The organism is Crenobacter luteus (assembly GCF_004345725.1).
Taxonomy (GTDB): domain Bacteria; phylum Pseudomonadota; class Gammaproteobacteria; order Burkholderiales; family Chromobacteriaceae; genus Crenobacter; species Crenobacter luteus.
The window spans coordinates 105,686-131,779 of the sequence record NZ_SLXG01000001.1 but is presented as its reverse complement, the minus strand read 5'-3'; the positions used below and the strand labels follow the sequence as shown (position 1 = coordinate 131,779).

25 protein-coding genes and 1 tRNA gene are annotated in these 26,094 nt (G+C 70.0%); 15 read left to right on the top strand and 11 right to left on the bottom strand.

What is annotated here, in order from left to right; genetic code table 11:
* Positions 1-36 precede the first annotated feature (36 nt).
* From fliJ to fliE, 6 genes are read right to left on the bottom strand one after another with little or no spacing between them, the layout of a single operon-like run.
* Positions 37-477, bottom strand: coding sequence for a flagellar export protein FliJ (fliJ, locus tag EV683_RS00655; protein WP_066612523.1), 441 nt, complete (start codon positions 475-477; stop codon positions 37-39).
* A complete protein-coding gene (gene fliI, locus EV683_RS00650; protein WP_066612521.1) occupies positions 474-1,784 on the bottom strand; it encodes a flagellar protein export ATPase FliI in 1,311 nt (436 codons plus the stop codon). Before fliI ends, fliJ begins: the two co-directional genes overlap by 4 nt.
* A gap of 1 nt (position 1,785) precedes the next feature.
* Positions 1,786-2,460: a flagellar assembly protein FliH gene (gene fliH / locus EV683_RS00645; RefSeq protein WP_131861317.1), complete on the bottom strand. Its 675-nt coding sequence runs from the start codon at positions 2,458-2,460 to the stop codon at positions 1,786-1,788.
* A complete protein-coding gene (locus EV683_RS00640; protein WP_066612517.1) occupies positions 2,457-3,488 on the bottom strand; it encodes a flagellar motor switch protein FliG in 1,032 nt (343 codons plus the stop codon). The genes fliH and EV683_RS00640 overlap by 4 nt, the downstream gene beginning before the upstream one ends.
* Positions 3,472-5,175, bottom strand: coding sequence for a flagellar basal-body MS-ring/collar protein FliF (gene fliF, locus EV683_RS00635; RefSeq protein ID WP_066612516.1), 1,704 nt, complete (start codon positions 5,173-5,175; stop codon positions 3,472-3,474). Before fliF ends, EV683_RS00640 begins: the two co-directional genes overlap by 17 nt.
* A gap of 20 nt (positions 5,176-5,195) precedes the next feature.
* The gene (gene fliE, locus EV683_RS00630; RefSeq protein WP_131861315.1) at positions 5,196-5,531 is read right to left on the bottom strand and encodes a flagellar hook-basal body complex protein FliE; all 336 of its coding nucleotides are present in this window, start codon (positions 5,529-5,531) and stop codon (positions 5,196-5,198) included.
* Positions 5,532-5,763: 232 nt separating this feature from the next.
* Here fliE and EV683_RS00625 point away from each other — a divergent pair, with 232 nt between their 5' ends.
* Genes EV683_RS00625 through EV683_RS00595 form a run of 7 tightly spaced genes read left to right on the top strand, consistent with a single transcriptional unit; the run spans position 5,764 to position 12,030 of the window.
* Complete coding sequence (locus EV683_RS00625; protein WP_066612513.1) at positions 5,764-6,636, top strand: FliM/FliN family flagellar motor switch protein; 873 nt, start codon at positions 5,764-5,766, stop codon at positions 6,634-6,636.
* Positions 6,637-6,638: 2 nt separating this feature from the next.
* The gene (gene fliN / locus EV683_RS00620; RefSeq protein ID WP_066612511.1) at positions 6,639-6,989 is read left to right on the top strand and encodes a flagellar motor switch protein FliN; all 351 of its coding nucleotides are present in this window, start codon (positions 6,639-6,641) and stop codon (positions 6,987-6,989) included.
* Entirely contained in the window at positions 6,986-7,741 is a 756-nt protein-coding gene (fliP, locus tag EV683_RS00615; RefSeq protein WP_131861313.1) for a flagellar type III secretion system pore protein FliP, read from the top strand. The genes fliN and fliP overlap by 4 nt, the downstream gene beginning before the upstream one ends.
* Before the next feature lie 12 nt (positions 7,742-7,753).
* Positions 7,754-8,026 carry a flagellar biosynthesis protein FliQ gene (gene fliQ / locus EV683_RS00610; protein WP_066612507.1) on the top strand — a complete coding sequence of 91 codons (273 nt, stop codon included), beginning with the start codon at positions 7,754-7,756 and terminating at the stop codon, positions 8,024-8,026.
* 5 nt (positions 8,027-8,031) lie between these two features.
* Complete coding sequence (gene fliR, locus EV683_RS00605) at positions 8,032-8,811, top strand: flagellar biosynthetic protein FliR (RefSeq protein WP_131861311.1); 780 nt, start codon at positions 8,032-8,034, stop codon at positions 8,809-8,811.
* The gene (gene flhB, locus EV683_RS00600; RefSeq protein ID WP_131861309.1) at positions 8,804-9,943 is read left to right on the top strand and encodes a flagellar type III secretion system protein FlhB; all 1,140 of its coding nucleotides are present in this window, start codon (positions 8,804-8,806) and stop codon (positions 9,941-9,943) included. Before fliR ends, flhB begins: the two co-directional genes overlap by 8 nt.
* Positions 9,940-12,030: a flagellar biosynthesis protein FlhA gene (locus tag EV683_RS00595; protein ID WP_131861307.1), complete on the top strand. Its 2,091-nt coding sequence runs from the start codon at positions 9,940-9,942 to the stop codon at positions 12,028-12,030. The genes flhB and EV683_RS00595 overlap by 4 nt, the downstream gene beginning before the upstream one ends.
* 26 nt (positions 12,031-12,056) lie before the next feature.
* Here the strand turns inward: EV683_RS00595 and EV683_RS00590 are convergent, their stop codons facing one another.
* The 4 genes from EV683_RS00590 to EV683_RS00575 all read right to left on the bottom strand — a co-directional run bounded on the left by EV683_RS00590 (position 12,057) and on the right by EV683_RS00575 (position 16,580).
* Positions 12,057-13,016: a hypothetical protein gene (locus EV683_RS00590; RefSeq protein ID WP_131861305.1), complete on the bottom strand. Its 960-nt coding sequence runs from the start codon at positions 13,014-13,016 to the stop codon at positions 12,057-12,059.
* 77 nt (positions 13,017-13,093) lie between these two features.
* The gene (locus EV683_RS00585; protein ID WP_131861303.1) at positions 13,094-13,963 is read right to left on the bottom strand and encodes a flagellin N-terminal helical domain-containing protein; all 870 of its coding nucleotides are present in this window, start codon (positions 13,961-13,963) and stop codon (positions 13,094-13,096) included.
* 201 nt (positions 13,964-14,164) lie between these two features.
* Positions 14,165-14,971 (bottom strand): flagellin N-terminal helical domain-containing protein, encoded by an 807-nt coding sequence (locus EV683_RS00580; protein WP_131861301.1) that lies wholly within the window; start codon positions 14,969-14,971, stop codon positions 14,165-14,167.
* 130 nt (positions 14,972-15,101) lie between these two features.
* Entirely contained in the window at positions 15,102-16,580 is a 1,479-nt protein-coding gene (locus EV683_RS00575; protein ID WP_066612497.1) for an AMP nucleosidase, read from the bottom strand.
* Between the two features lie 238 nt (positions 16,581-16,818).
* Here EV683_RS00575 and EV683_RS00570 point away from each other — a divergent pair.
* Positions 16,819-16,892: transfer RNA gene (locus EV683_RS00570), tRNA-Gly, on the top strand.
* 47 nt (positions 16,893-16,939) lie between these two features.
* Positions 16,940-19,099 (top strand): AsmA family protein, encoded by a 2,160-nt coding sequence (locus EV683_RS00565; protein WP_131861299.1) that lies wholly within the window; start codon positions 16,940-16,942, stop codon positions 19,097-19,099.
* 96 nt (positions 19,100-19,195) lie between these two features.
* Here the strand turns inward: EV683_RS00565 and EV683_RS00560 are convergent, their stop codons facing one another.
* A complete protein-coding gene (locus EV683_RS00560; RefSeq protein ID WP_066612494.1) occupies positions 19,196-21,163 on the bottom strand; it encodes a monovalent cation:proton antiporter family protein in 1,968 nt (655 codons plus the stop codon).
* A 124-nt stretch (positions 21,164-21,287) separates the two neighbouring features.
* Between EV683_RS00560 and EV683_RS00555 the strand changes: the two genes are divergently transcribed.
* From EV683_RS00555 to EV683_RS00530, 6 genes are read left to right on the top strand one after another with little or no spacing between them, the layout of a single operon-like run.
* Positions 21,288-22,268: a KpsF/GutQ family sugar-phosphate isomerase gene (locus EV683_RS00555; RefSeq protein WP_131861297.1), complete on the top strand. Its 981-nt coding sequence runs from the start codon at positions 21,288-21,290 to the stop codon at positions 22,266-22,268.
* A 10-nt stretch (positions 22,269-22,278) separates the two neighbouring features.
* Positions 22,279-22,803 carry a KdsC family phosphatase gene (locus tag EV683_RS00550; protein WP_131861295.1) on the top strand — a complete coding sequence of 175 codons (525 nt, stop codon included), beginning with the start codon at positions 22,279-22,281 and terminating at the stop codon, positions 22,801-22,803.
* Positions 22,800-23,360: an LPS export ABC transporter periplasmic protein LptC gene (gene lptC, locus EV683_RS00545; protein WP_131861293.1), complete on the top strand. Its 561-nt coding sequence runs from the start codon at positions 22,800-22,802 to the stop codon at positions 23,358-23,360. Before EV683_RS00550 ends, lptC begins: the two co-directional genes overlap by 4 nt.
* Positions 23,350-23,868 (top strand): lipopolysaccharide transport periplasmic protein LptA, encoded by a 519-nt coding sequence (gene lptA / locus EV683_RS00540; RefSeq protein WP_131861292.1) that lies wholly within the window; start codon positions 23,350-23,352, stop codon positions 23,866-23,868. Before lptC ends, lptA begins: the two co-directional genes overlap by 11 nt.
* Positions 23,865-24,593 (top strand): LPS export ABC transporter ATP-binding protein, encoded by a 729-nt coding sequence (gene lptB, locus EV683_RS00535; protein ID WP_066612485.1) that lies wholly within the window; start codon positions 23,865-23,867, stop codon positions 24,591-24,593. Before lptA ends, lptB begins: the two co-directional genes overlap by 4 nt.
* A 13-nt stretch (positions 24,594-24,606) precedes the next feature.
* Positions 24,607-26,010 carry an RNA polymerase factor sigma-54 gene (locus EV683_RS00530; RefSeq protein WP_131861291.1) on the top strand — a complete coding sequence of 468 codons (1,404 nt, stop codon included), beginning with the start codon at positions 24,607-24,609 and terminating at the stop codon, positions 26,008-26,010.
* The last annotated feature ends 84 nt before the right edge of the window (positions 26,011-26,094 follow it).

Here is a 26,094-nt window from a genome sequence, read left to right as displayed (position 1 = left end):
ACCGGGAGCGGGAACTTCTTCAGGCGGCGTGAATAATCACACCGCGCGCCGGCCGCGCCACCAGGCCTGGCCGGCGCTCTCGTCGCAGCGCCGCTGCTCGCGGCGCGCCGTCTCGCTCGCGATCCGCCCGGCCACGTCGTCGCGCGCCTGCGCCATCGCCTCGCGCCTGAGCGTCGCGGCGGTCAGCGCCTGGCGGCTGACCGCCGCGTCGGCCTCGGCCAAGGCAAGGTCCTGCCGCTGCGAGGCCATCAGCTGCAGCAGCGCCCCCTTGTAGCCGGCGCAGTTGAGCGCCAGCGCCGGCAGCGCCGCCGCGCTCGCGCCGCTCTGGCCGCACAGCGCGTCCATGCGTTCGATATTGCGCCGGTAGCGTTCCTGCAGGCGGCGCTTGGCGTCGAGCTCGGCCCTCAGCCGGTCGACGTCGGCGTCGCGCAGGCGGACCAGGGTTTGCAGGCTCGTCAGCGTCTCGTACGGGTTCATCGCGCGCTCAGCTCCGTCAGTTGCGTCAGGGTGTCGGCCAGCGGCGCCGCTTCGTCGGCGTCCTGGCGCAAGAAAGCCTCGATCGCCGGCATCGTCTGCACCGCGAGGTCGGTTTCGGGGTCGGCGCCGGCCGTGTAGCCGCCGAGCGGGATCAGCGCGCGCACCTCGCGGTAGCGCGCCCAGCGCGCGCGCAGCGTGCGCGCCGCCTCGCGCTGCGCGCGGTCGGCGACCAGCGTCATGCAGCGGCTGACCGAGGCGCCGATGTCGATCGCCGGGTAATGACCGCGCTCGGCCAACTCGCGGCTCAACACGATGTGGCCGTCGAGGATGGCGCGCGCGGTGTCGACCACCGGGTCCTGCTGGTCGTCGCCCTCGGCGAGCACCGTGTAGATCGCGCTCATGCTTCCCGCCCCCTCGCCGTTGCCGGCGCTCTCGGCGAGGCTGGGCAGCATGCCGAACACCGACGGCGGGTAGCCGCGCGTCGCCGGCGGCTCGCCGAGCGACAGCGCGACCTCGCGCTGCGCCATCGCGTAGCGGGTCAGCGAATCGACCAGCAGCAGCACGTTGCGCCCCTGGTCGCGGAAATGGGCGGCGACGGTGTGGCAAAGCTCGGTGGCCTTGAGCCGCATCAGCGGCGACTCGTCGGCCGGCGCGACCACCAGCACCGCCTTGGCCAGCCCCTCTTTGCCGAGCGAATGTTCGACGAACTCGCGCACCTCGCGGCCGCGCTCGCCGATCAGGCCGACGACGACGACGTCGGCCTCGGTGTGGCGGGTGATCATGCCCAGCAGCACGCTCTTGCCGACGCCGCTGCCGGCGAACAGGCCGACGCGCTGGCCGCGCCCTATCGTCAACAGGCCGTTGATCGCGCGCACGCCGACGTCGAGCGGCGCGTCGACCGGGCGCTTTTTCAGCGGGTTCACGCGCGGCGGGTGCGCCCCGAGCGGATGCTCGCCGCTCAGGCGGCCGAGTCCGTCCAGCGGCTCGCCGAGCCCGTTGACGATGCGGCCGAGCCAAGACGGGCCGATGAACAGGCCGCCGGCCTCCGGCGCCGGCCGCACGCGCGCGCCGGTCGCCAGGCCGATCGGCGCCTTGAACGGCATCAGGTAGGACACCTCGCGCTTGAAGCCGACCACCTGCGCGTCGAGCCAGTCGCCGGACGCGGTCTCGATCAGGCAGCGCTGGCCGGTTTCGAGCGGGCAGCCGACGCTCTCGAGCAAGAGGCCGGACGCGCCGACCAGCCGGCCGGTGACGGTCGCCAGCGGCACGTCGGCGAGGTCGAGCTTGCCGAGCGCGGCGCGCAGCATCTCAGCCTTCTCCGTGGAAGGCCGGAGCCTCGGCCAACTGCTCGTGCACCTGCTCGAGGCAGGCGGCGAGACGCTGCTGGCAGCCGGCGTCGGCCTCGCTGTCGTCGGCGCGGATGCGGCACTCGCCCGGCGCGAGCTTGGCGTCGGCGACCAGGCGCCAGCGCGCGGCGCGCTCGGGCGCCAGTTCGCGGATGCGCTCGCACTCGTCGGCGTTCAGCGCGATCTCGACCTCGCCGCTGGCCTTGGGCAAGGTCGCGAGCGTTTCCTCGACCAGGTCGAGGATCTGCGCCGGGCGCAGCGTCAATTCGCAGCGGATCACCTGGCGCGCGACGCGGGCGACCAGCTCGACCACGTCGTCGCGCAGCGCGCTCTGGTAGTCGTCGACGGTGCGCGCGAGCGCCGCCGCCGCCGCGTCCAGCGGCGCGGCCAGACCGTCGAAACGCGCCAGCACTTCGCGCCTTGCCGCCTCGAAGCCTTGCTGGCGGCCTTCGGCCAACCCTGCGGCATGACCGGCGTCGCGTCCGGCCTGCTCGCCGGATTCGAAACCTTCGCGGTAGCCGGCGTCCATGCCCTGACGGAAGCCGTCGGCGAGCGAGTCCTGCAGCGAGGCGGCGCTGTCGTCGGCCGGCGCGAGCTGCGCCAGCGGCGGGAATCGGAACGGGCGCCAGCTCTTCACTCGAGCACTTCCTCGGGAAACAGCTGCAGGTCGATCTCGCCGGCGTCGGCGAGCGCCTTGACCTGGGTCATGATGTCGCGGCGCGTTTCCTCGACGCGGCTCTTGGGCACCGGGCCCGAGCGGCGCATCATGTCCTCGAAGCTCTGCGCCTGACGGCGCGGCATGGTCTGGATGATGGCCTCGCGCACCGCCGGCTCGGCGCCCTTGAGCGCGATCGCCCACTGTTCGAGCTCGATCTCTTCGGCGATGCGCATCAGCACCGCCTCGGTCTGGCGCGACAGCACGAAGAAGTCGTACATGCGCGCCTCGATCTCGCCGACGATCTCCGGGTCGTGCGCGCGCAAGAGTTCGACCATGCGCGCGCGGTCGCCCGGCAGCCGGTTGATGATGTCGGCGGTCTGCTGCATGCCCTCGACGGCGGTGCTCTGCGTGTTGAGGCTGTCGAGGCAGCGGTTGACCAGCTCCTCGAGCTCGGCCAACAGGTCACGGTCGACGTCGGTCAGCCGCGCGACGTTGACGAGCACGCTGTCGCGGCTCTCCTCGGGCAGCGCGTCGAGCACCTGGCCGGCGAGCGCCGGCGGCAGGAAGGCGAGGAACACCGCCTGCATGCGCACATGTTCGGCGGCGATGCGGTCGGCCAGCCACTGCGGCGACACCCACTGCAGGCGCGCCATCTTCGGCCGGATCGCGTCGCCGTAGATGTTGTCGAGCACGCTGTCGGCGATGTCGCTGCCGAGCGCCATGTCGAGCGTGCGCTTGAGGAAGGCGCGGCTGGCGCCGTGCACGCCGCTCTGCTCGCGGTACTCGTCGAAGAACTTCTGCAGCGTGCCCTTGACCATGTCGACCTTGATGCCGCTGAGGCTGGACATGGTCTGGGTGACGGCCAGGAGCTCCTCGCGCGACAGGTAGCGCAGGACGCCGGCGGCCGGCTCCTCGCCCATCGACAGCAGCAGGATCGCCGCCTGCTCGACCGGGCTCACCGCCGCCGGGTCTAGCGGCAAGTTGCCGGGATTACGCGCTTCTTCCATCTTTTTTCTGCACCCATTGTTTCAGCACCTCGGCCACCCGCTCGGGCTCCTTGGCTGCGAGGCCCTTCAGATGGTCGACCAGCACGTCGACCGGCGAGCCGGCCGGCGGCAGGTCGTAGTTTTCCAGCAGCGGCACCACCGGGCTGACCGCCTGGTTCGGATCGGGCAGCGCCGCGGGCGCGTCGGCGCGCGCGGCCCCGTCGCCGCCCTCGTCGCCGGAGGCGACGGCCGGCGCCTCGAGGCGCGCCTGCTTGAGCTCGGCCAACTCCGGTGCGACCGGCGCGGCGCGCGACGACTCGACCCACTCGCGCAGCAGCCTGAGCACCGGACGGGCGATCAACAGGTAGCCCAGCAGCAAGGCCAGCGCGTAAGCGAGCCAGCCGGCGCCGTCGACGATGGTGTCGCGCTGCGTCCACCACGGTTCTGGCGCGACCTGGCCGGGGAAGGCCATCGCGCTGACCACCAGCGCGTCGCCGCGCTCGGCCTTGATGCCGAGGCCGTTCCTGAGCACCCGGTCGACTTCGGCCAACTGCGCCGGCGTCCACGCGCGCCCGGCCGGCGCCGCCGCCTGGTTCAACACCACCGCGACCGACAGCCGCCCCAGCTGGCCGCGCGCGCGTTTGATCTGCGTGATGTTGCGGTCGTAGGCGTACTGGCGGGTAACCGCGTTCTTGCGCGAACCCAGCGCCTCGCCGGCCGGCGCGGACGCGTCGGGAGCGATCGGGCGGTTGCTCAGCGAGCCGGGGATGCCGAGCGCCGCCGCCTCGCTCGACTTTTCCTCGCGCGAGGCCTCGTTGGTGACCTTGGGCGCCTCGCCGTACTGCTCGCGCGTTTCCTCGACGCGGTCGTTGTCGACCTCGGCGGTCACGCTGACCTTGAAGTTGTCGGCGCCGACCACCGGCACCAGCAGCGCGCGCACGTTCTCGATCGCCTCCTCGCGGAAGCGGCGCGCCGCATCGCTCTCGCTGGCCAAGGGCGCGCCGCCCTCGGCCAACTCGACGCGCGACGACAACAGGTTGCCGGCCTGGTCGACCAGCGTGACCTTGGCCGGGTCGAGCGTCGACACGCTGCCGGCGACCAGCTTGACGACCGCGGCGATCTGCTCGTTCGACAACTGGCGGCCGCTCTTGAGCGTCACCACCACCGACGCCGAGCCCTTGTCGTCGCCGGCGGAAACGAAGGACGACGAACGCGGCAGCGACAGGTGCACGCGCGCCGCCGCGACCGGGTCGAGCGCGAGGATGCTCTGCACCAGCTCGCCCTCGAGGCCGCGGCGGAAGCGCACGTCCTGCACGAACTGGCTGACGCCGAGCGGGTCGTTCTTGTCCAGCAGCTCGAGTCCGGCCGGCAACTGGGCGACCACGCCGCGCGCCGCCAGCGTCATGCGCACGCGGCCGAGCGCGGCGTCGGGCACCAGCACCTGGCCGGTCTGCGGGTGGAGGCGGTAGGGAATCTGCTCGGCGTCGAGCACCGCCATCATGTCGGCGGCGGCGACCTTCTCGGTGGCGCCGAACACCGGCTTGTAGCTGGCGTCGTCGCGCCACAGCCAGGCGAGCACGAGGGCGGTCAGGCCGATGGCCAGCACCAGCATGGGCAAGAAATAGCGCAGGCCGGAGGCCGGCAGCGCCGGGCGGCGGGCGGCGAGCTCGCGCCACGACGACAGGCCGTTGCGAAGTTGGGCTAACACGATGGGAACCGTCGCTTCAGTCAGATGGGCATCTTGAGCAGGTCGTCGACGGCGGCGACCACCTTGTTACGAACCTGCATCAGCATCGAGAACGACAGGCTCGCCTCCTGGCTCATCATCATCGCGCCGACCAGATCGTCGCTGGCGCCGCTGTCGACCTCGGCCATCTTGTCGCCGGCCGCACGGTTCTGCGCGTCGACGTCGTGCACCGCCGCCATCATCGCCTGCGCGAAGCTTTCCGCACCGTGCGCGTCGCCGGCCGCCGGCGCCGCGCCCGCGACGCGCGCGAGGCCGGCCATGTCGTTGAGGATGCGCGCCTGGTCGGCCAGGATCGTCGCGTTCAGGTTTACTGCCATTCGGAACTCCGTTGAGGTCGGCTCCTGGCGACGCGTCGCGCGCCGCACGGTCGGGGCCGAGGCTGAATGCGGCGCAGTTTAAACTCATCACTTACTTATACACCGCGTAAATTTTCACAACTCACAACGTGAATTTTCACCCTTTGCGCCCGGCGGGCTTTCAGTAAGATGCGCGGACACTTGATCCGGCCGGCGCCCGAGCCGTTCCGGTCCGACACCGAAAACACGCGCCATGCCCAAGTCCCGAATCCTTCCCCGCGCCGACGGCGCCGGCTTGCCGGCGCTGGATCCGGCCACGCTGGGCCGCCCTTTCCACCTGTTACCGGCCTTTCTGCGCCTGCTCGAGCAGGAACTGAGCGACTTCGTCGCGCACGAGCTCAATGGCCGCTACCGCGCCCGCTTCCGGCTGCAATCGCTCAAGGCGGGGACGGTGGAGGAAGGCACCGGCGCCGGTAGCTGGCATCCGCTCGACGAGGGCCACGTCGGCGTGCGCGTCGAGCGGCCGCTGCTGCTGTCGGTGCTCGAATACCGCTACGGCGGTCGCGCGGCCGCCGGCAGCGCGCGGCTGGCGCCGCAGACGCAGCACGAGACCGAGACCGAAAGGCGGCTGGCCCGCCTGCTCGGCGAGCGGATCGCGCCGCACGTGCGCCGTGCCGTCTGGCGGCTGGCCGGCGACGGTCTGCCGGCGGGAGGCGCGGCCGAAGCGCCGGCCACGCTGCCCTTCCCGCCCTGCGAGGCGCCGGCGTGGACGTTGGCGCTGACGCTGGGCGAGGCCGGCGGCGGCGCGAGCCGCATCGCGCTCGCCTTCGACGCGCCGGCCTTCGCCGCCGTGCTGCGCCTTTTGGCGCGGCGCCGCGCGCACGCCGAGCCGCGGCCGGCGCCGGCGACGGCCTTCTCCGAGCGGCTCAAGGTCGCGCTGTGCGCGCGGCTGGTGGAAAAACGGATGACGCTAGGCGACATCGTCGACCTGAAGGTCGGCACGGTGCTGCCGGTGGGCCTCAAGCCGCGGGCCGACGTACGCATCGGTCCGCGACGCGTGTTCTCGGCCAACGTGGCCGAGCGCCACGGCAGGCTCTGCCTGACCTCTTTCGACGATGCGGAGTAAGCATGGAACTGAACGACGAATTCGATCTGGACGGCGTCCTCGACGACCTCGACAAGGCCCCCGCCCAGGCGCAAGCGGCGCCGCGCCGCGCCTCGCGCGACATGAGCCACTTCCTGCGCAAGATCCCGGTGACGCTGACGCTCGAGGTCGGCACCGCCGACCTGACCCTGGCCGAACTGGTCGACATCGGCCCGGACTCGGTGCTGGAGCTGGACAAGCTCGCCGGCGAGCCGCTCGACATCAAGGTCAACGGCACGGTGATCGGCCGCGCCGAGGTGGTGGTGTGCGGCGACAACTACGGTCTGCGCGTCGTCGAGCTGAACGACCTCGACCTGGACTCGCTGGCGCCATGAAGGCGGTCCGCGCCCTCCTGCTGCCCTCGCTGGCGGCGGCCCTCGCGCTCGCCGCCGGCGACGCCTGCGCCGACGACGCGCTGACGCTGCTGTCGGCCGACGCCGGCGGCACGCAGGTCGACTTCACCGTCAAGACGCAGATCCTCATCCTGATGACCCTGCTCGGGCTGCTGCCCGCGCTGGTGCTGATGATGACGAGCTTCACCCGCTTCGTGATCGTGCTGTCGCTGCTGCGGCAGGCGCTCGGCCTGCAGCAGGGCCTGCCCAACCGCCTCGTCACCGGCGTCGCGCTGATCCTGACGCTGCTGGTGATGCGGCCGGTGGGCCTGGAGGTGTGGAACAAGGCGATGGTGCCGTTCGACGCCGACAAGATCACCATGCAGCAGGCGCTCGCGATCGCGCAGGAGCCGGTGTCGCGCTTCATGCTCGCGCAGACCAACAAGGCGGCGCTCGCGCAGGTGGCCAGGCTGTCGGGCGAGGCGAACGTCGCGCGGCCCGAGGACCATTCCTTCGCCGTCAAGCTGGCCGCCTTCGTGCTGTCGGAACTGAAAACCGCGTTCCAGATCGGCTGCATGCTGTTCATTCCCTTCCTCGTGATCGACCTGGTCGTCTCGAGCGTGCTGATGGCGATGGGCATGATGATGCTGTCGCCGCTGGTGATCTCGCTGCCGCTGAAGCTGCTGATGTTCGTGCTGGTCGACGGCTGGTCGCTGACCGTCAACACGCTGGTCACCTCGGTGCAGCCCTACTAGCCCGGATTCCCCATGCTGACCCCCGACATCGCCGTCGACCTCGTCAACGACAGCCTCTACGTCGTCGTCACCCTCGTCGTGCTGCTGATCCTGCCCGGCCTGATCGTCGGCGTGCTCGTCAGCCTCGTCCAGGCGGCGACGCAGATCAACGAACAGACGCTGTCCTTCCTGCCGCGCCTGTTGGTGACGCTGGCGACGATCGCGCTCGCCGGCCACTGGATGGCCGGCCTGCTGATGGATTTCTGCGTCGAGACCTTCCGGCGCGCCGCGACCCTGGTCGGATAGGCCGGATGAGCGGTCCGATCGCCGGCCTCGTCGAGCTGCTGCCCGCGCTGTGGTGGCCGTTCTGCCGCTTCGTCGCCGCGCTGACCGTCGCGCCGCTCCTGGGCGAGGCGATGGTGCCGGCGCGGGTGCGCATCGGCGCCGCGCTGGCGCTCGCCGTCGCGGTGCAGCCGGCGCTGCGCGGCACGCCGGCGATCGACCCGTTCTCGCTGTACGGCGTCATCGTCGCCTTCGAGCAAGTGGTGATAGGTCTGGTGTTCGGCATGGCGCTGCAGCTGGTGATGACGGTGCTGTCGCTGCTCGGCTTTCTGGTGTCGTCGCAGATGGGCCTGTCGATGGCGGTGATGAACGACCCGGGCAACGGCAGCTCGTCCGACGTCGTCTCGACGCTGCTCTACCTGTTGGGCGCGCTGCTGTTCTTCGCGATCGACGGCCACCTGGTGCTGGTGCAGATCGTCCATTCGAGCTTCGTCGCCTGGCCTGTCGGCGGCGGGGTCGACGCGGCCTCGCTCAGGGCGCTGGCCGGCGGCCTGGGCTGGGCGTTCTCGGCCGCCGTGCTGCTGGCGCTGCCGGCGGTGTTCGCGACCTTCGTCGTGCAGGTCGGCTTCGGCCTGATCAACCGCGTCGCGCCGGCGCTGAATCTGTTCTCGCTCGGCTTTCCGCTGGTGACGCTGTTCGGGCTCGGCACGCTGTCGCTCTTGGTGCGCTTCGTGCCCGAGCAGTACCTGAGGCTGACCGACCAGATCCTGAAGATGATAGAAGCGATGCTCGGAGGCGGGCGTGGCTGAGGCGAAGGGCGACAAGACAGAAAAGGCCACGCCGCACAAGCTGCGCGAGGCGAAGAAGCGGGGCCAGGTCGCGCGCTCGCGCGACGTCGCCAGCGCCGTCGGCCTGCTGGTCGCGCTCAAGCTGTCCTTCATGCTGATGCCCGGCTGGCTCGACGACTTCCGCCGACTGTTCGCGCTGTCGTTCGCGACGCTCACGAGCCCCGGCTCGCTGGAGAACGCCTGGTCGATGCTGTTCCTCGGCACGCTGTGGCTGCTACTGAAGATGCTGCTGCCGCTGTGCGTGATCCCGGTGATGGTGGCGACCGTGTCGCTGTTCCCGGGCGGCTGGGTGTTCGCCGCGCGCCACTTCCATCCGAAGTTCGAGCGGCTCAACCCGCTGGCGCACTTTAGCCGCATCGCGTCGCCGCAGCACGCGACCGAGATCGGCAAGTCCATCGTCAAGGCGCTGGTGCTGGGCGCCGTGCTGTACTACATCAGCCGCAACGCGCTCTTGGACTTCTTCGCGCTGCAGGGCGCGCCGCTCGAGACGGCGCTCGCGAACTCGGCCAGGCTGCTGCTCGACGCGCTGCTGGCGCTGTGCGCGGTGTTCGCCGTGTTCGCGCTGATCGACCTGCCGCTGCAGGCGATGCTGTTCATGCGCCAGCAGCGCATGAGCAAGCAGGAAGTCAAGGACGAGTACAAGAGCACCGAGGGCCGGCCCGAGATCAAGCAGCGCGTGCGCCAGCTGCAGATGCAGATGGCGCAGCGCGGCGCAAGGAAGGCGGTCCCCTCGGCCGACGTGGTCATCGTCAACCCGACGCACTACGCGGTCGCGCTCAAGTACGACGAGGACCGCGCCGAGGCGCCGTTCATCGTCGCCAAGGGCGTCGACGAGATGGCGCTCTACATCCGGACGGTCGCCGACGAGCACGGCGTCGAGGTGCTGACGCTGCCGCCCTTGGCGCGCGCCGTCTACCACACCACCCAGGTCAACCAGCAGATCCCCGCCCCGCTCTACCGCGCGGTGGCGCAGGTGCTGACCTATGTCCTGCAACTGAAGGCGTTCCGCGCGGGCTCGCGGCGCAGCCGGCCCGAGCTGTCGGCCGAGCTGCCCGTGCCGCGCGAGCTTGCCGAACCGCGAAACCAGCCATGAAGTCCCTGACCCGCCTGATCGCCGAACTGTCCCGCCACAAGGTCGCCGCGCCGCTCTACCTCTTAGCCATCCTGGCGATGGTGATCCTGCCCTTGCCGCCCCTGGCGCTGGACGCGCTGTTCACCTTCAACATCGTGCTGGCGATCATCGTGATCCTGGTCAGCGTGTCGGCCAGGCGGCCGCTGGACTTCTCGGTGTTCCCGACCATCATCCTGGCGACCACGCTGATGCGGCTGACGCTGAACGTCGCGTCGACGCGGGTGGTGCTGCTGAACGGGCACGAGGGCACCGCGGCGGCCGGCCGCGTGATCGAGGCCTTCGGCCACGTGGTGATCGGCGGCAACTTCGTCGTCGGCCTGGTGGTGTTCGTGATCCTGATGATCATCAACTTCGTCGTGGTCACCAAGGGCGCCGAGCGCATCTCGGAAGTGTCGGCGCGCTTCACGCTCGACGCGCTGCCCGGCAAGCAGATGGCGATCGACGCCGACCTGAACGCCGGCGTGATCAACCAGGAAACCGCGCAGCAGCGCCGCCGCGACATCGCCAACGAGGCCGACTTCTACGGCGCGATGGACGGCGCGTCCAAGTTCGTGCGCGGCGACGCGATCGCCGGCATCCTGATCCTGATCATCAACCTGGTCGGCGGCGTCGCGATCGGCGCGCTGATGCACGACATGGGCTTCGCCGACGCTTTCCGCCAGTACGCGCTGATGACCATCGGCGACGGCCTGGTCGCGCAGATTCCGGCGCTGCTGTTGTCGGCCGCCGCCGCCATCATCGTCACCCGCGTCAGCGACGCCGGCGACATGCAGGACCAGGTCGGCTCGCAGCTGTTGGCCTCGCCGACCGTGCTGTTCTCGGCCGCCGGCGTGATGTTCGTGCTGACCGTCATCCCCGGCATGCCGTGGCCGCCCTTCCTCGCCTTCGCGCTGTTGCTGGCCTTCGTCGGCTGGCGGCTGCAAAAACGCGCACCCAAAGGCGCCGCCGCGCCGGACGCCGCGACGCTGCAGCAGGCGCTCGCCGGCGACGGCGAGGTCGAGCTCGACTGGCAGGCGCTGCCGCACACCGAGCTGCTGTCGCTGTCGCTCGGCTACAAGCTGGTCGGCCTGATCGACAAGGCGCAGGGCGCGCCGCTCTCCAAGCGCGTCAAGGGCGTGCGCCAAAGCTTGAGCGAGGCGATGGGCATCCTCGTGCCGCCGGTGACCGTGCGCGACGACCTCAGGCTCAAGCCCTCGCAGTACGCGATCCTGATCGGCGGCGCGACGTTGGCCGAGGCCGAGGTGCACGCCGAGAGGCTGATGGCTATCCCCTCGCCCGAGGTCTACGGCCAGCTCGACGGCATCCCCGGCGTCGACCCGGCGTACGCGATGCCGGTGACGTGGATAGACCCGGCCGACAAGGCCCGCGCGCTCGGTCTCGGCTACCAGGTGGTCGACTGCGCCAGCGTGATCGCCACCCACCTGAACAAGCTGATGCGCGATAGCCTGGCCGAACTGTTCCGCCACGACGACGTCGCCGCGCTCGGCGAGCGGCTCGCGCAGCAGGCGCCCAGGCTCGCCCAGGCGCTGAACCAGGCGCTGAACCCGAGCCAGCAGTTGCGGGTGTTCCGCACGCTGTTGACCGACGGCGTACCGCTCAAGGACATCGTGCCGATCGCGACCACGCTGGTCGAGGCGGCCGAGACGAGCAAGGACCCCATCCTGCTGGCCGCCGAGGTGCGCAGCACGCTCAAGCGCCAGATCGTGCAGGCCATCCTCGGCCCGCGCGGCGAGATGAAGGCGTTCAACCTGACCGCGGAACTGGAGAATCTCTTGCTCGGCGCGCTGGCGCAGGCGCAGCAGACCGGCAAGCCGCCGCTCGACAGCTTCCCGGTCGACCCGAACGTGCTGCAGCAGCTGCAGGTCAACATGCCGATCATCCGCGACCAGATGAAGCAGCACGCGACCGCCCCCATCCTGCTGGTGATGCCGCAGATCCGGCCGCTTTTGGCGCGCTACGGCCGGCTGTTCGCGCCCGGCCTCAACGTGCTGTCGTACAACGAGGTGCCGGAAAACCGCGAGGTCAGCCTGATCGGCACCCTGGGTTGAGCGGCGTCGGCCTCGAAGGCCGAGCGTCACGCCGCGGCCGGACACAAGGCCAGCAGCACCGCCGCCGCCGCCGCGCACAATTCGCCCGACACGCGGCGCGCCTCGAACAGGCTGGCGCCGTGCCGGCCGATCGCCAGCCCCGCCATCGCCTCGTCCTCGTCGATGTACAGCCGCGCCAGACTGACGCCGGCCGCCGCGACCGCCGCGCCGAGTTCGGCCGACCGCTCTCGCAACAGGCGGCACGCCGCGGCGTCGGCGGACAGCGCCAGGGCCACGCCGCCGTCGCGCAGCTTCCTTGCCCTCAGCTTCAGCCGTCCGAACCCCGGCAGCGTCGCCTCGAGCACCAGGTCGAGCGTGTCGACCGCGTCCGCCTCGTCCGGCGCGCGCAACGCGTCCTCGACGCTCAGCGCGAGCCGCGGCCCGCCCCACAACCACATCGGCAGCCACAGGGGCAGCGGCGGCTCGGCCAACCCCTCGCCGCGCGAGGCGGCCAGCGCCAGCTGCGGCGAGGCGGCCAGCAGCGCGCCGGGCAGATGGCTGCCGGCCTCGTGCACGAAGCGCGCCGCGCCGGCCGCGAGCCGGCCGAGCAGCGCCTCGCGCCAGTCGCGCGCCAGCGCCGCCGCCTCGGGTCGCGCCGGCGTCAGCCGCGGCAAACTCGCCTCGTCGGCGCGCCACGCCCGCGCGGCGGGCGCGTCGCCGCCCGCATCCGGCGCGTCGGGCGGCGCGTCCAGCCAGGCCAGCTCGAGCCGCGGCGCCACCGCGAGCACCTGCAGCCTCACCGTCGTGCCGGGCTGCCAGGAGGCCGACGGCGGCAAGGTCAGCGTCAGCCGCCGCCCGTCGACGCTCAGCGCGACCTCGTCGCCCGCCCCGCGCGCCTCGACGCTCGCCGTCAGCACTTCGCCGGCAAAAAAACGCCGCTCCTGCGCGCCCGGGCGCTGCGGCGAGACCGGCCGCAGCGGCGCGACCGGCTGGATTCTGTCGTTCATCAAGAGCTACCCGTAATGAAAAAGCCGGCCGCGAAGGCGGCCGGCCGGGGACGACGGGACGAAGAAACGCGTCCGTCTTACTGCAGCAGCGACATCGCCAGCTGGCCCATCGAGCCGCTCTGCTTGAGCATGCCGACGCCGGCCTGCATCAGCATCTGCTTGGCGGTCATCGACGCGGTCTCGGTCGCGTAGTCGGTGTCCATGATGCGGCTCTTGGCGATCTGGGTGTTGTTGTTCACGTTCGCCAGGTTGTTGTAGACGTGGCCGAGGCGGTTGGCATTGGCGCCGATGGCGGAACGCACGGCGCCCGTAGCGGCAATGGCGGTATCCAGCAGGGTGATCGTGGCGTTGGCGCTACCCGTCAGCTCGGTCCCCACGCCGGCCGCCGTATAGTTGGCCGTGGCCGCACCCAGCGCGGTATCCAGAGCGCCCATCTCGTCGTTGCCGCCCGTGCCCAGGTCCATGGTCAGCACTTCCGCCGCGCTGGCGCCGATCTGGAAATTAATCGCGCCGGTCAGCTTGCCCGAACCCGCCTTCAGCAAGTCGGTACCCCCGAACTTGGTGTTGTTCATGATATTGCCCAGCTCCTGGCCCAGCGCGTCGAACTCGGCCTGCAGCGCGGTCTTGTCGTCGGCGCTGGCGGTGCCGTTGGCGGCCTCGGTCGCGAGGTCCTTCATGCGCAGCAGGATGTTCGACACCTCGCTCAGCGCGCCGTCGGCGGTCTGCAGCATGCTGATGCCGTTCTGGGTGTTCTTCATCGCGGCGCTCATGCCGCGGCTCTGCGCGTCCAGACGGGTCGCGATCTGCAGCCCGGCCGCGTCGTCCATCGCCGAGTTGATGCGAAAACCGGTACCCAGGCGGGTCATCGCGGTGGTCAGGCCGCTCTGGCTGGCGTTCAGGTTGCTCTTGGTGAACAACGCGGCGGCGTTGGTGTGCAAGCTCAGCATGGATGGTGCTCCTTCGTCGGGGTTCGGGACCGGCGTCATCGCCGTCACCCCCACAAGGCGACCGGGACGGCGCGCGCCTTAAACGGCGCCGGGTGTGAAAAATCACACCCGCGACGCCGGCCGGCCGGTGCGGCCATGAACATGAAAAAGCCGACCCTGCCCGGGTCGGCTTGAAGCGGCGCAGCGCGGGACTCGCCGGACTTACTGCAGCAGCGACATCGCCAGCTGGCCCATCGAGCCGCTCTGCTTGAGCATGCCGACGCCGGCCTGCATCAGCATCTGCTTGGCGGTCATCGACGCGGTCTCGGTCGCGTAGTCGGTGTCCATGATGCGGCTCTTGGCGATCTGGGTGTTGTTGTTCACGTTCGCCAGGTTGTTGTAGACATGGCCGAGGCGGTTGGCGCTGGCGCCGATCGCCGAGCGCAGGGTGCCGACATTGTTGATGGCCGTATTGATGGTATCGATGTCCGCTGCCGCACCAATGGTAGTCGGTACGGTCTCAGCAGCGGTCAATGCCGCACTCACATCAACCTCCATCGTTTCGGCTGCAGAAGCACCAATCTGAAAGGTAACCGCGCTGGCCAGCTTGCCGCCGCTCAGCAAGGTTTCGCCGCCGAACTTGGTGTTGTCCAGTATGTTGGTCATCTCGGCCCCCAGCGCGTCGAACTCGGCTTTCAGCGCGGTCTGGTCGTCGGTGCTGGCGGTGCCGTTGGCGGCCTCGGTCGCGAGGTCCTTCATGCGCAGCAGGATGTTCGACACCTCGCTCAGCGCGCCGTCGGCGGTCTGCAGCATGCTGATGCCGTTCTGGGTGTTCTTCATCGCGGCGCTCATGCCGCGGCTCTGCGCGTCCAGACGGGTCGCGATCTGCAGCCCGGCCGCGTCGTCCATCGCCGAGTTGATGCGAAAACCGGTACCCAGGCGGGTCATCGCGGTGGTCAGGCCGCTCTGGCTGGCGTTCAGGTTGCTCTTGGTGAACAACGCGGCGGCGTTGGTGTGCAGACTCAGCATGGATGGTGCTCCTTCGTCGGGGTTCGGGACCGGCGTCATCGCCGTCACCCCCACAAGGCGACCGGGACGGCGCGCGCCTTAAACGGCGCCGGGTGTGAAAAATCACATTTCTCCGCCGCGACGCGGCGCGCTACTGGAAGGCGACCTCGGCGAAGCTGCGCAGCTTGCGGCTGTGCAGGCTGTCGACGCCGCGCTCGCGCAGCAATTCCATCGCGCGGATGCCGATGCGCAGGTGCTGGTCGACGCGCTCGCGGTAGAAGTGGTCTGCCATGCCCGGCAGCTTGATCTCGCCATGCAACGGCTTGTCGCTGACGCACAAGAGGGTGCCGTAGGGCACGCGGAAGCGGAAGCCGTTGCCGGCGATGGTCGCGCTCTCCATGTCGAGCGCGACGGCGCGACTCTGGCTGAAGCGCCGCTGCGGACCGTTGTCGGGCAACAGCTCCCAGTTGCGGTTGTCGGTGCTGGCGACCGTGCCGGTGCGCATGATGCGCTTGAGCTCGGCGCCCTGCGTGAGCGTGACGTCGGACACCGCCGCCTCGAGCGCGAGCTGGATCTCGGCCAGCGCCGGAATCGGCACCCACAGCGGCAGGTCCTCGTCGAGCACGTGGTCGTCGCGCACGTAGCCGTGCGCGAGCACGTAGTCGCCGAGCCGCTGCGACTGCCGCAACCCCGCGCAGTGGCCGAGCATGATCCACGCGTGCGGCCGCAGCACCGCGATGTGGTCGGTGATGGTCTTGGCGTTGGCCGGGCCGACGCCGATGTTGACCATGGTGATGCCGCCGCGGTCGCCGCGCACCAGATGGTAGGCCGGCATCTGCGGCAGGCGCGGCGGCGCCTTGCCGCCGGCGTCCTTCCCGCCGCGCCGGGTGATCACGTTGCCGGGCTCGACGAAGGCGGCGTAGTCGCCGCCTTCGTCGGCGACGCGCTCGCGCCCGAGGCGGATGAACTCGTCGATGTAGAACTGGTAGTTGGTGAACAGCACGAAGTTCTGGAAGTGCTCGGGCGAGGTGCCGGTGTAGTGGCGCAGCCGGTGCAGCGAGTAGTCGACGCGCGGCGCGGTAAAGAGCGCCAGCGGCTGCGGCTCGCCCCCCTTCGGCGCGTGCGTGCCGTTGGCGATGCCGTCGTCCATCGCGGCGAGCTCGGGCAGGTCGAACACGTCGCGCATTTTCTGCCGCCGCTCTGGCGTGAGGCTGCCCTCGAGATGGTCGCCCTCGGCGAAGGAGAAGTGCACCGGAATCGGCTGCGAGCTGGTGCCGACCTCGAGTTCGCCGCCGTGGTTCTGCAGCAGCAGCGTCAGCTGTTCGAGGTAGTAGTCGGCGAACAGGTCGGGACGCGTCAGCGTCGTCTCGTAGCGCCCCGGGCCGGCGACGAAGCCGTAGCTGAGCCGGCCAGCCTCGCGGGCGGCCAGCCGCGTCGCCGTTTCGGTCTGGATGCGCACGAAGGGGTAGAAGGCGCGCACGCGACCGGGCGGGTCTTCGCCGGCGACGAAGCGACGCGTCGCCTCGCGCAGGTGGGCGAGGCTGCCGTCGTAGATGCGGGTGAGCTGGGCCAGCGCGGCGGCCGGGTCGTCGTAGCGGGACGGCGGGATGAAGTCGGGCAGATAGGGCATGGCGCGGGCTCCCGTTCGGGCATTCGTCTTGCGGTCGCGGGCCGCAGCGGGCGCCCGCGGCGGGCTCGGGACGGCACTCGTCCCGCTCTAATTATCCTGCATAGCCGGCCGGCGCGACAGCCCGGCGACGCCAAGCCCCGCGCCGCGCCGAGCGGACCGCTGCCCGCCCGCCACGCCGGGCCGCCGTCTTGCCAAGCCGCCGAAAAGCCGCTACATTCGGCGGCTTCTGACGCGGCACGCGGGTGTAGCTCAATGGTAGAGCTGAAGCTTCCCAAGCTTAAGACGAGGGTTCGATTCCCTTCACCCGCTCCAGACCGCCTCCCCTCCTGACGCCCTCAACCCACGCGAGACCCGACGTCATGAAGTGGAACTCCGGCCGACTCTGGCTCCATCTCCTCGTCTACGGCATCGGCGGACTGGTCGCCCTCTTCCTGCTGACCCAGGCCGTGCTGCTGTGGCAATTCGACGAGCGCGCGGTACGCGACGCGCTCCAATCCAGCCTCGCCGACACCGGCCGCCGCGTGAGCGTCGCCGGCGACATCACGCCGCAACTGTTTCCGCGCCCCGGACTGACCCTGGAAAAACTCTCGCTCAGCGCGCCGGACGGCCGCACGCCGGCTCTGGCCGTCGCCGAGGCGCGGATCGGCTTCGCCTGGCTGCCGCTGCTTCTGGGCGACAAGGAAGTCACCGCGCTGGCGCTCGACGGCGTCGAGCTCGACCTGGCGCGCGACGCCAACGGCCGCCTGTCGATTGCCGACCTGCTGCGCCGCCGCGCCAACAGCGACGTCAGCGTCCGGCTCGACAGCCTCGCGCTGGGCCGGGCCAACGTGCGCTTCAGCGACGCGCTCTCCGGCCGCCGCTGGCGGCTCGACGCGCTCGAGATGGAGGCCGACGAACTGCGCGACGACGCGAGGCTATCCGCCAGGGCGGTGCTCGACACCGGCCGTCAGCGCGTCGGGCTCGCGCTCGCCGCGCCGCTGCGGATCCAGGATGACCAGGTCAGCGTCAACGCGCTGCAACTGTCGGCCAAGGCGAAGCTGCCCGAGCAGGGCGAGACGCAGATCACGCTGACCGGGCGGCTCAAGCTCAACTTCGCGACGCTGCAGGCCAGCGGCGAGGCGCTGCGTGCCACCTTCGCCACCCAGGCGCCGGCGGCCGAGCTCGTCATCGACATGCCGACCGTCAGCGCCAGCCTCGCCAGCGTCGAGCTGCCGCGCGCCGACCTCAAGGGCTTCATGCGTCAGGACCGCAGCGAATACCGCTTCGCCGGCCGCCTCGACGAGATCGCGCTGACCGAGGCGCGGCTGGCCGCGCAGCGCATCGCGGGCGCGCTGACCTGGCTGGCCGGCCCTCACCGGCTCGCGCTGTCGGTCGACGGCCCGCTCGACATCACCAACCTCGACGCGCTGAAGGTCGAACCGCTGGCGCTGACCGCGACCGCCACGACGCCGCTGCTGCCGCGCGGCAAGCTGGTCGCCCGGCTCGCGGGCCATCTCGAAGGCAGCCTCGCCGCCTCGGCGCTGAACCTGCGCGTCGCAGGCTCGCTCGACGGTTCCGACCTCGCCGCCGACGTGCGCCAGTTCGGCTTCGTCAAGCCGCGCCACGAGCTGATGCTGTCGGTCGGCAAGCTCGATCTGAACCGCTACCTACCCGAAAACAGCGCGCGCCCGGTCGCGGTGTTCCAGGACACCCGACCGCTGTCGCTGGACTGGCTGGACTTTCTGAACGTGTCGGGGCAATTGTCGGTCGGCGAGCTCGCGGTCGGCCGCTTCAGGGTCAACGGCGTGTCGGCCAAGATCGACGCGACGCCGCAGGAGCTGGCGGTCAGCGAGCTCTCGGCCAACATCTACGAGGGCCAACTGACCGGCTCGGCCCGCCTGGTGCGCGGCAACCCGCACAGGCTCGACGTCGACCAGACGCTCCAGGGCATGAGCATCCGCCCCTTGCTGATCGACCTGTTCAACTTCCCGCGCCTGGACGGCCACGGCGACGGCCACGTGCGCGTGCGCGCGCAGGGCAGCAACTTCGCCGCCTTCAAGGACACACTGTCCGGCGACGTCCGGATGAGCCTCAACCGGGGCGCGCTGACCGGCATCGACCTGGTCGCCGCGCTGAAGAACCTGCCGCAGGAACTGAAAGACCTCGGCAACACGCCGGTAAACGCGGTCACCGACCAGCGCACCACCTTCTCGACGCTGTCGGCGCGCTTCGCGCTCGAGAACGGCGTCGCGCGCAACCAGGACCTCAAGCTCGCCTCGCAGCTGGTCAACGTCTCGGGCGGCGGCAAGCTCGACCTGGTCAAGAGCATCGTCGACTACTCGCTCGACGTCTCGGCCAACCCGCGCGAGTTCGCACGCCTGAAGGACGTCAGCGTGCCGTTGAAGATCACCGGGCCGATGAGCGCGCCGGTGTACGCGCTCGACTTCAACGCGATGGTCAAGGGCAAGAAGACGCAGGGCGAGAAGCAGCAGGCGCTCAAGCAGGAGCTGACCCGGCAGATCAGCACCATCCTGCCCTGAGGGCGCCGGACGGCAAAAGGCTCGGCCAACCTTTGCGGAGGTTGGCCGAGCCTTTTGTCTTGCCCGTCGTTGCGGTGACCGGCGACGGGCGCCGCTTCAGCCCTGCAGCAGCAGGTTCTCGGCGCTGGCGAGCGCCTCGGGCTCGCCGAACAGGATCAGCACGTCGTCGGGCAGCAGCTCGAAGTCGTCGGAGAAGTCGGTGCGGCGCAGGTTGTTGCGGCGCACCGCCTTGAGTTCGACCCCCGCCTTGTCGAGCCGCAACTGGCCGAGGCACTGGCCGACCGCCGCCGCGCCTTGCGGCAGCACCACGCTGTAGAGGCGCGGCTGCAGGAATTCGTCGAGGCCGTCGGTGTCGTCGCTGACGCCGCGGAAGAAGCCGCGGAACAGCGCGTAGCGCTCCTCGCGCACCGCGCGGATGCGCTTCAGGACGCGGTTCAGCGGCACGCCCATCACCATCAGCGCGTGCGAGGCGAGCATCAGGCTGCCTTCCATGATCTCGGCGACCACCTCGTCGGCGCCGGCGCGGCGCAGCACCTCGATGTCCGAATCGTCGACGGTGCGCACGATCACCGGCAGGCCCGGGCGCTGCGCGTGCACCGCGTCCATGATCCGCAGCGCCGCGTGCGTGTCGGAGAAGGTGATCACCAGCGACTTGGCGCGCATCAGGCCGGCGGCCATCAGCACCTCCTTCTTGCCGGCGTCGCCGAACACCACCGCCTCGCCGGCCTCGCCCGCCTCGCGGATGCGCTCCGGGTCCATGTCGAGCGCGAAGAACGGGATGTTCTCGGCCTCCAGGAGGCGCGCCAGCGCCTGGCCGCTGCGGCCGTAGCCGCAGATGATCACATGCTCGCTCTTGCTCATCGACTGCACCAGGATCTGGTGCAGGCTGGCCGCCTGCAGTGCCCAATCCTGCTTGATGAGGCGGCGGGTGATCGCGTCGCCGTGCTGGATCAGGAAGGGCGCGATCAGCATCGACAGCAGCACCGCGGCGATCGCCGCCTGCATCAGCCCGGCCGGCACCAGCCCAAGGTTGGCCGACAGCGCCAACAGCACAAAGCCGAACTCGCCGCCCTGCGCCAGCGCCAGCGCGCCGCGGAAGCTCTCGTTGGCGCGGTGGCCGAAGGCGCGCGCCAGGCCGAACACCACGCCGAGCTTGACCGGCACCAACAGCAACAGCAACAGCAGCACTTCCTTCCAGCGCTCGACGAACACCGCCAGCTCGAGCCGCATGCCGATGGTGATAAAGAAAAAGCCGAGCAGGATGTCGCGGAACGGCCGGATGTCGTCCTCGACCTGGTAGCGGTACTCGGTCTCGGCGATCAGCATGCCGGCGACGAAGGCGCCGAGCGCGAGGCTCAGCCCCGACAGCTCGGTCAGGTAGGCGACGCCGAGCGTGACCAGCAGCACGTTGATCATGAACAGCTCGCCCGAGCGCTGGCGCGCGACGAGGTGGAACCACGGCCGCATCAGCTTCTGGCCGAAGAACAGCAGCAGCGCCATCACCGCCACCACCTTCACGCCGGCCAGCCCCAGCTCCATCCACAGCCCGTCGCCGCCGGCGGCCAGCGCCGGCAGCAGGATCAACAGCGGCACGACGGCCAGGTCCTGGAACAACAGCACGCCGATCGCCAGCTGGCCGTGCGGCTGCGCCAGCTCGAGCCGCTCGGCCAACAGCTTGCTGACGATCGCCGTCGACGACATCGCCAGCGCGCCGCCGATCGCGACGCCGGCCATCGCGCTGCCGGTCAGCGCGCCGGCCACGCCGACGATCAGCAGCATGGTCGCGACCACCTGCGCGAGCCCGACGCCGAACACCAGCCGCTTCATCGCCTGCAACTTGGGTAGCGAGAACTCGAGGCCGATAGTAAACATCATAAACACGATGCCGATCTCGCCGAGGAAGCGCGTCTCCTCGCTATCGGGGATCAGGCTGGCGACGCCGGGGCCGGCGAGGAAGCCGACCACCAGATAGCCCAGCATGGGCGGCACCTTCAGGCTGCGGCACAGGGTGACCGACAGCACCGACGCCAAGAGCACGACCACGATAGGGGCCAGTGAATGCATGAACGCTCGCTTTCCGGAATGAGGGACATCGACCGTGCGGCCGGCCGCTTGAACAAACTCTGTTAAGCAAAAGCCGCACCAGGCCGCAAGTCACCGGATTATAACCTTGATATACTCTCGCCCCATGGATACCACCGTGAATCGACAGCGCCTCGAAGCGGCGCGCCAGGTCCTCGCCATCGAAGCCGAAGCGATTTCGCACCTGGCCGCGCGGCTCGACGAACAGTTCTCCCGGGCGGTCGACGCCATCCTCGCCTGCCGCGGCCGCGTGGTGGTGATCGGCATAGGCAAATCGGGCCACATCGGCCGCAAGATCGCCGCCACCCTCGCCTCGACCGGCACGCCGGCCTTCTTCGTCCACCCGGCCGAGGCCGCCCACGGCGACCTCGGCATGATCACCGCCGACGACGTGGTGCTGATGCTGTCCAACTCGGGCGAGAGCGACGAAGTGCTGACGCTGCTGCCGGCGCTCAAGCGCAAGGGCCTGACGCTGATCAGCCTGACCGGCCGCCCCGAATCGACGCTGGCGCGCGAGGCCGACCTGCACCTGAACGCGCAGGTCGAGCAGGAAGCCTGCCCGCTCGGGCTGGCGCCGACCGCGAGCACCACCGCGGCGCTCGCGCTGGGCGACGCGCTGGCGGTGACGCTCTTGTCCGAACGCGGCTTCGCGCCCGAGGACTTCGCGCTGTCGCACCCGGGCGGCAGCCTCGGCCGGCGCCTCTTGGTGCACGTGCGCGACGTGATGCACGCCGGCGACGCGCTGCCGGTGGTCCGAAGCGGCACCTCGCTCAAGGACGCGCTGCTCGAGATGACCAAGAAAGGCCTCGGCATGACCGCGGTGCTCGACGAGACCGGCGCGCTCGCCGGCATCTTCACCGACGGCGACCTGCGGCGCACGCTCGACGCGACGCTCGACCTCGCCGGCCTCACCGTCGACGCGGTGATGCACCGCGCGCCGCGCACCGTCGGCGAGGCGCGGCTGGCCAGCGAGGCGGCCAAGCTGATGGAAGAACACAAGGTCAACGGCCTCCTGGTCGTCGACGCCGCCGGCCGGCTGGTCGGCGCGCTCAATATGCACGACCTGCTCAAGGCCGGGGTCGTTTAAGGAACCGCGAATGAAAAGTTTTCAGGAACTGGCGCGCCGCGTGAAGCTGCTGATCATGGACGTCGACGGCGTCTTGACCGACGGCAGCATCTTCATCAGCGCCAGCGGCGAGGAGCTCAAGGCCTTCAACACGCTCGACGGCCACGGGCTCAAGATGCTGCAGTCGACCGGCGTGAAGCTCGCCATCATCACCGGCCGAGACGCGCCGGGCGTCGCCCACCGCGCCCGCGGCCTGGGCATCGACTACTACTACGCAGGCATCCACGACAAGCGCGCGACGTTGGCCGAGCTGTTGGCCACCACCGGCCTGACGGCCGACGAATGCGCCTACATCGGCGACGACGTGGTCGACCTGCCGGTGATGACGCGCGTCGGCCTGGCCGTCGCCGTGCCCGAGGCGCCGAGCCTGGTGCGCCAGCACGCGCACTACGTCACCGGCGCGTCCGGCGGCGCCGGCGCGGTCCGCGAGCTGACCGAGCGCATCATGCAGGCGCAAGGCACCTTCGACGCGCTGATGGCGCGCTACCTCGAATGATACGCGCGCACCGCCTGTTCCCGGTCGCGCTGGTCGGCCTGATGGCGCTGCTGGCCTTCTGGCTCGACCATGTGTCGCGCTGGAACCCGACCGGCAAGGCGCTCGACCCGAACCGGCCGGAGTACGTCGTCGACGGCTTCAGCGCCAGCCGTTTCGACGCCGAAGGCCGGCTGCAGGAGAGGCTCACCGCCCGCCAGGGCTGGCAGTTTCCCAAGCAGCCGGACCTGCACCTGCGCGACGCGCGGCTCGACAGCTACCAGGGCGGCGCCCTCGCCTACCGGGCCACCGCCGGCGAGGCGCGCTACAACCGCCGGGACGGCATCGCGCTGCTGGAAAAACAGGCCCACTTCTTCAAGCCGGGCGCGGCCGGACAGCAGGACACGCATGTATACGGCTCGCAGATCACCGTCGACACGCGGGCCCGGATAGCGCGCGCCAAGACCCCGGTGCAGATCCGCTACGGCGACTCGGTCGCCAACGCCGTCGGCTTCGAATACCAGCAAGACAACGGCGTCCTGAAACTCCTCTCCCAGGTGAGGGCGAAGTATGTACAGTAAGCTCATCGTCGCGGCGGCGCTGCTCGCCCTCGTCGCCGGACCGGCCGCCGCGGAACAGGCAGACCGCAAGAAACCGATCGAGATCACCGCCGACTCGGGCACGCTCGACCAGCTCAAGGGCGTCACCGTCTGGCAGGGCAACGTGATCGTCGTGCAGGGCACGCTCAGGGCCACCGCCGACCAGGTCACCGTCACCCGCGACGCGCAGGGCCGCCAGACGCTGCAGGGCGTCGGCCGCCCCGCCACCTTCCGCCAGAAGCTCGAGGGCCGGCCCGAATACATCGAGGGCCAGGCCTCGCGCGTCGACTACACCAGCGCCAGCAATCAGGTGGTGCTGACCGGCAACGCGCGCGTCAGACGCGGCGCCGACGTCGTCAGCGGCAGCGTGATCACCTACAACACCGAGACCGAGGTCTACCAGGTCAGCGGTGGCGCCGCGACCGCGCCGGGCCAGAGCAAGGGCCGTGTCACCGTGATCCTGCAACCCAGGGACGAAGGCCAGAAATGACGCACAGCCAGCTTTCCGTCCGCCACCTGCAAAAGCGCTTCAAGAAGCGCACCGTGGTGCGCGACGTGTCGCTCGACATCGCCAGCGGCGAGGTGGTCGGCCTGTTGGGCCCCAACGGGGCCGGCAAGACCACCAGCTTCTACATGATCGTCGGCCTCGTCGCCGCCGACGGCGGCGGAATCGAACTGGACGGCACCGCGATCACCCGGCTGCCGATCCACCAGCGCGCGCGCATGGGGCTGGGCTACCTGCCGCAGGAGGCGTCGATCTTCCGCAAGATGACGGTCGAGGAAAACATCCGCGCGGTGCTCGAGATCGGCGGCCTGAAGGGCGACAAGCTCGCGCACGAGCTCGAGCTGCTGCTCGACGACCTGCACATCGCCCACCTGCGCGACACCAACGCGCTGGCGCTGTCGGGCGGCGAACGCCGCCGCGTCGAGATCGCGCGCGTGCTGGCGACGCGGCCGCGCTTCATCCTGCTCGACGAACCGTTCGCCGGCGTCGACCCGATCGCGGTGATCGACATCCAGAAGATCATCGCCTTCCTCAGGGAACGCGGCATCGGCGTGCTGATCACCGACCACAACGTGCGCGAGACGCTACGCATCTGCGATCGCGCTTATATCATTAGTGAAGGGACCGTGCTCGCGTCGGGCGAGCCGGACGCGCTCGTCAACGACGAGAAGGTCCGCGAGGTCTACCTCGGCGAGCACTTCCACCTCTGAAGACGGCCACGCCATGAAGCAGAGTCTCCAGCTCAAGATCGCGCAACAGCTCACCCTCACGCCGCAGTTGCAGCAGTCGATCAAGCTGCTGCAGCTCTCGACGCTCGACCTGCAGTCCGAGGTCGACCGCATGCTGCTCGACAACCCGCTGATCGAGCGGATGGACGACGGCGCCGGCGACGCGGGCGGCGACGCCCCCGCGACCGAAGCCGCCGCCGAGGCACCGGGAAGCGACGGCCCCGACAGCCCGGACAACCTGCCGGGCGAGTTGACCGACTGGGGGCGTGGCGCGGCGCGCGGCGACGACGACTTCGACCCGCTGGCCAACGTGCCCTGCCCGGTGTCGCTGCGCGAGCATCTGCTCGCCCAGCTCGGCGAGATCGCGATGTCGACGCGCGAACACGGCGTCGTCAGCCTCTTGATCGAGGAGCTCGACGAGCAGGGTTTCCTGCCGCAGCCGCTCGACGCCATCCTCGCCGAGCTGCCGGCCGAACTCGGGCTGACGCTCGAGGAGCTCGAGGACGGCCTGGCGCTGCTGCAGGGCTTCGACCCGGCCGGCGTCGGCGCGCTCGACCTGCCCGGCTGCCTGCTGTTGCAACTGGCGCGCCTGCCCGCCGTCACGCCGGGCCTGGCGACCGCGCGCGCCATCGTACAGGCGCACCTGCCGCTGCTCGGCCAACGCGAGTACGGCAAACTCAAGAAGCTGCTCGGCGTCGGCGACGACGAGCTCCGGCTCGCGCAACAGCTGATCGCCAGCCTGACGCCGCATCCGGCCGCCGACTTCGGCGGCGACGAAACCCACTACATCGTGCCCGACGTGCTGGTGGTCAAACGCAAGGGGCGCTGGCGCGCCGAGCTCAACCCGGCCGCCGTGCCGCGCCTGCGTGTCAACCCCGACTACGCCCGGCTGGTGTCCGAGTCGCGCGGCGAAAGCGGCGAACTGGCGCCGCGCCTGCAGGAGGCCAAGTGGTTCGTCAAAAACATCCAGCAACGGTTTGACACCATCCTGAAAGTGTCGGAATCTATTGCCAACAGGCAGCAAGCGTTCTTTGAACAGGGTGAAGTGGCGATGCGTCCGTTGATACTGCGCGACATCGCCGAAGAACTGGGCCTGCACGAATCGACCATCTCCCGGGTGACCACGCAGAAGTACCTTCTCTGCGCGCGCGGGCTCTTCGAACTCAAATACTTCTTCGGCAGCGCGCTGGAAACCGACAGCGGCGGCGAGTGTTCCGCGACAGCGATCAAGGCCTTGATCAAGCAGTTGATCGACGCCGAAGACCGCCAGGCGCCGCTCTCCGACAGCAAGCTGGTCGAGCTCCTCAACCGCCAGGGCATCCAGGTCGCGCGGCGCACCGTGGCGAAATACCGCGAAGCGTTGCAGATCCCCGCGGTCGCCCTGCGCAAGGCACTTTAAAAACGCAGCCGCCACCCCACCTGTTCCTCAAGAGGGATTCCGTCGCCACGGCGACGGGGTCGCCGAGCAGAAATCGCCGGGCGC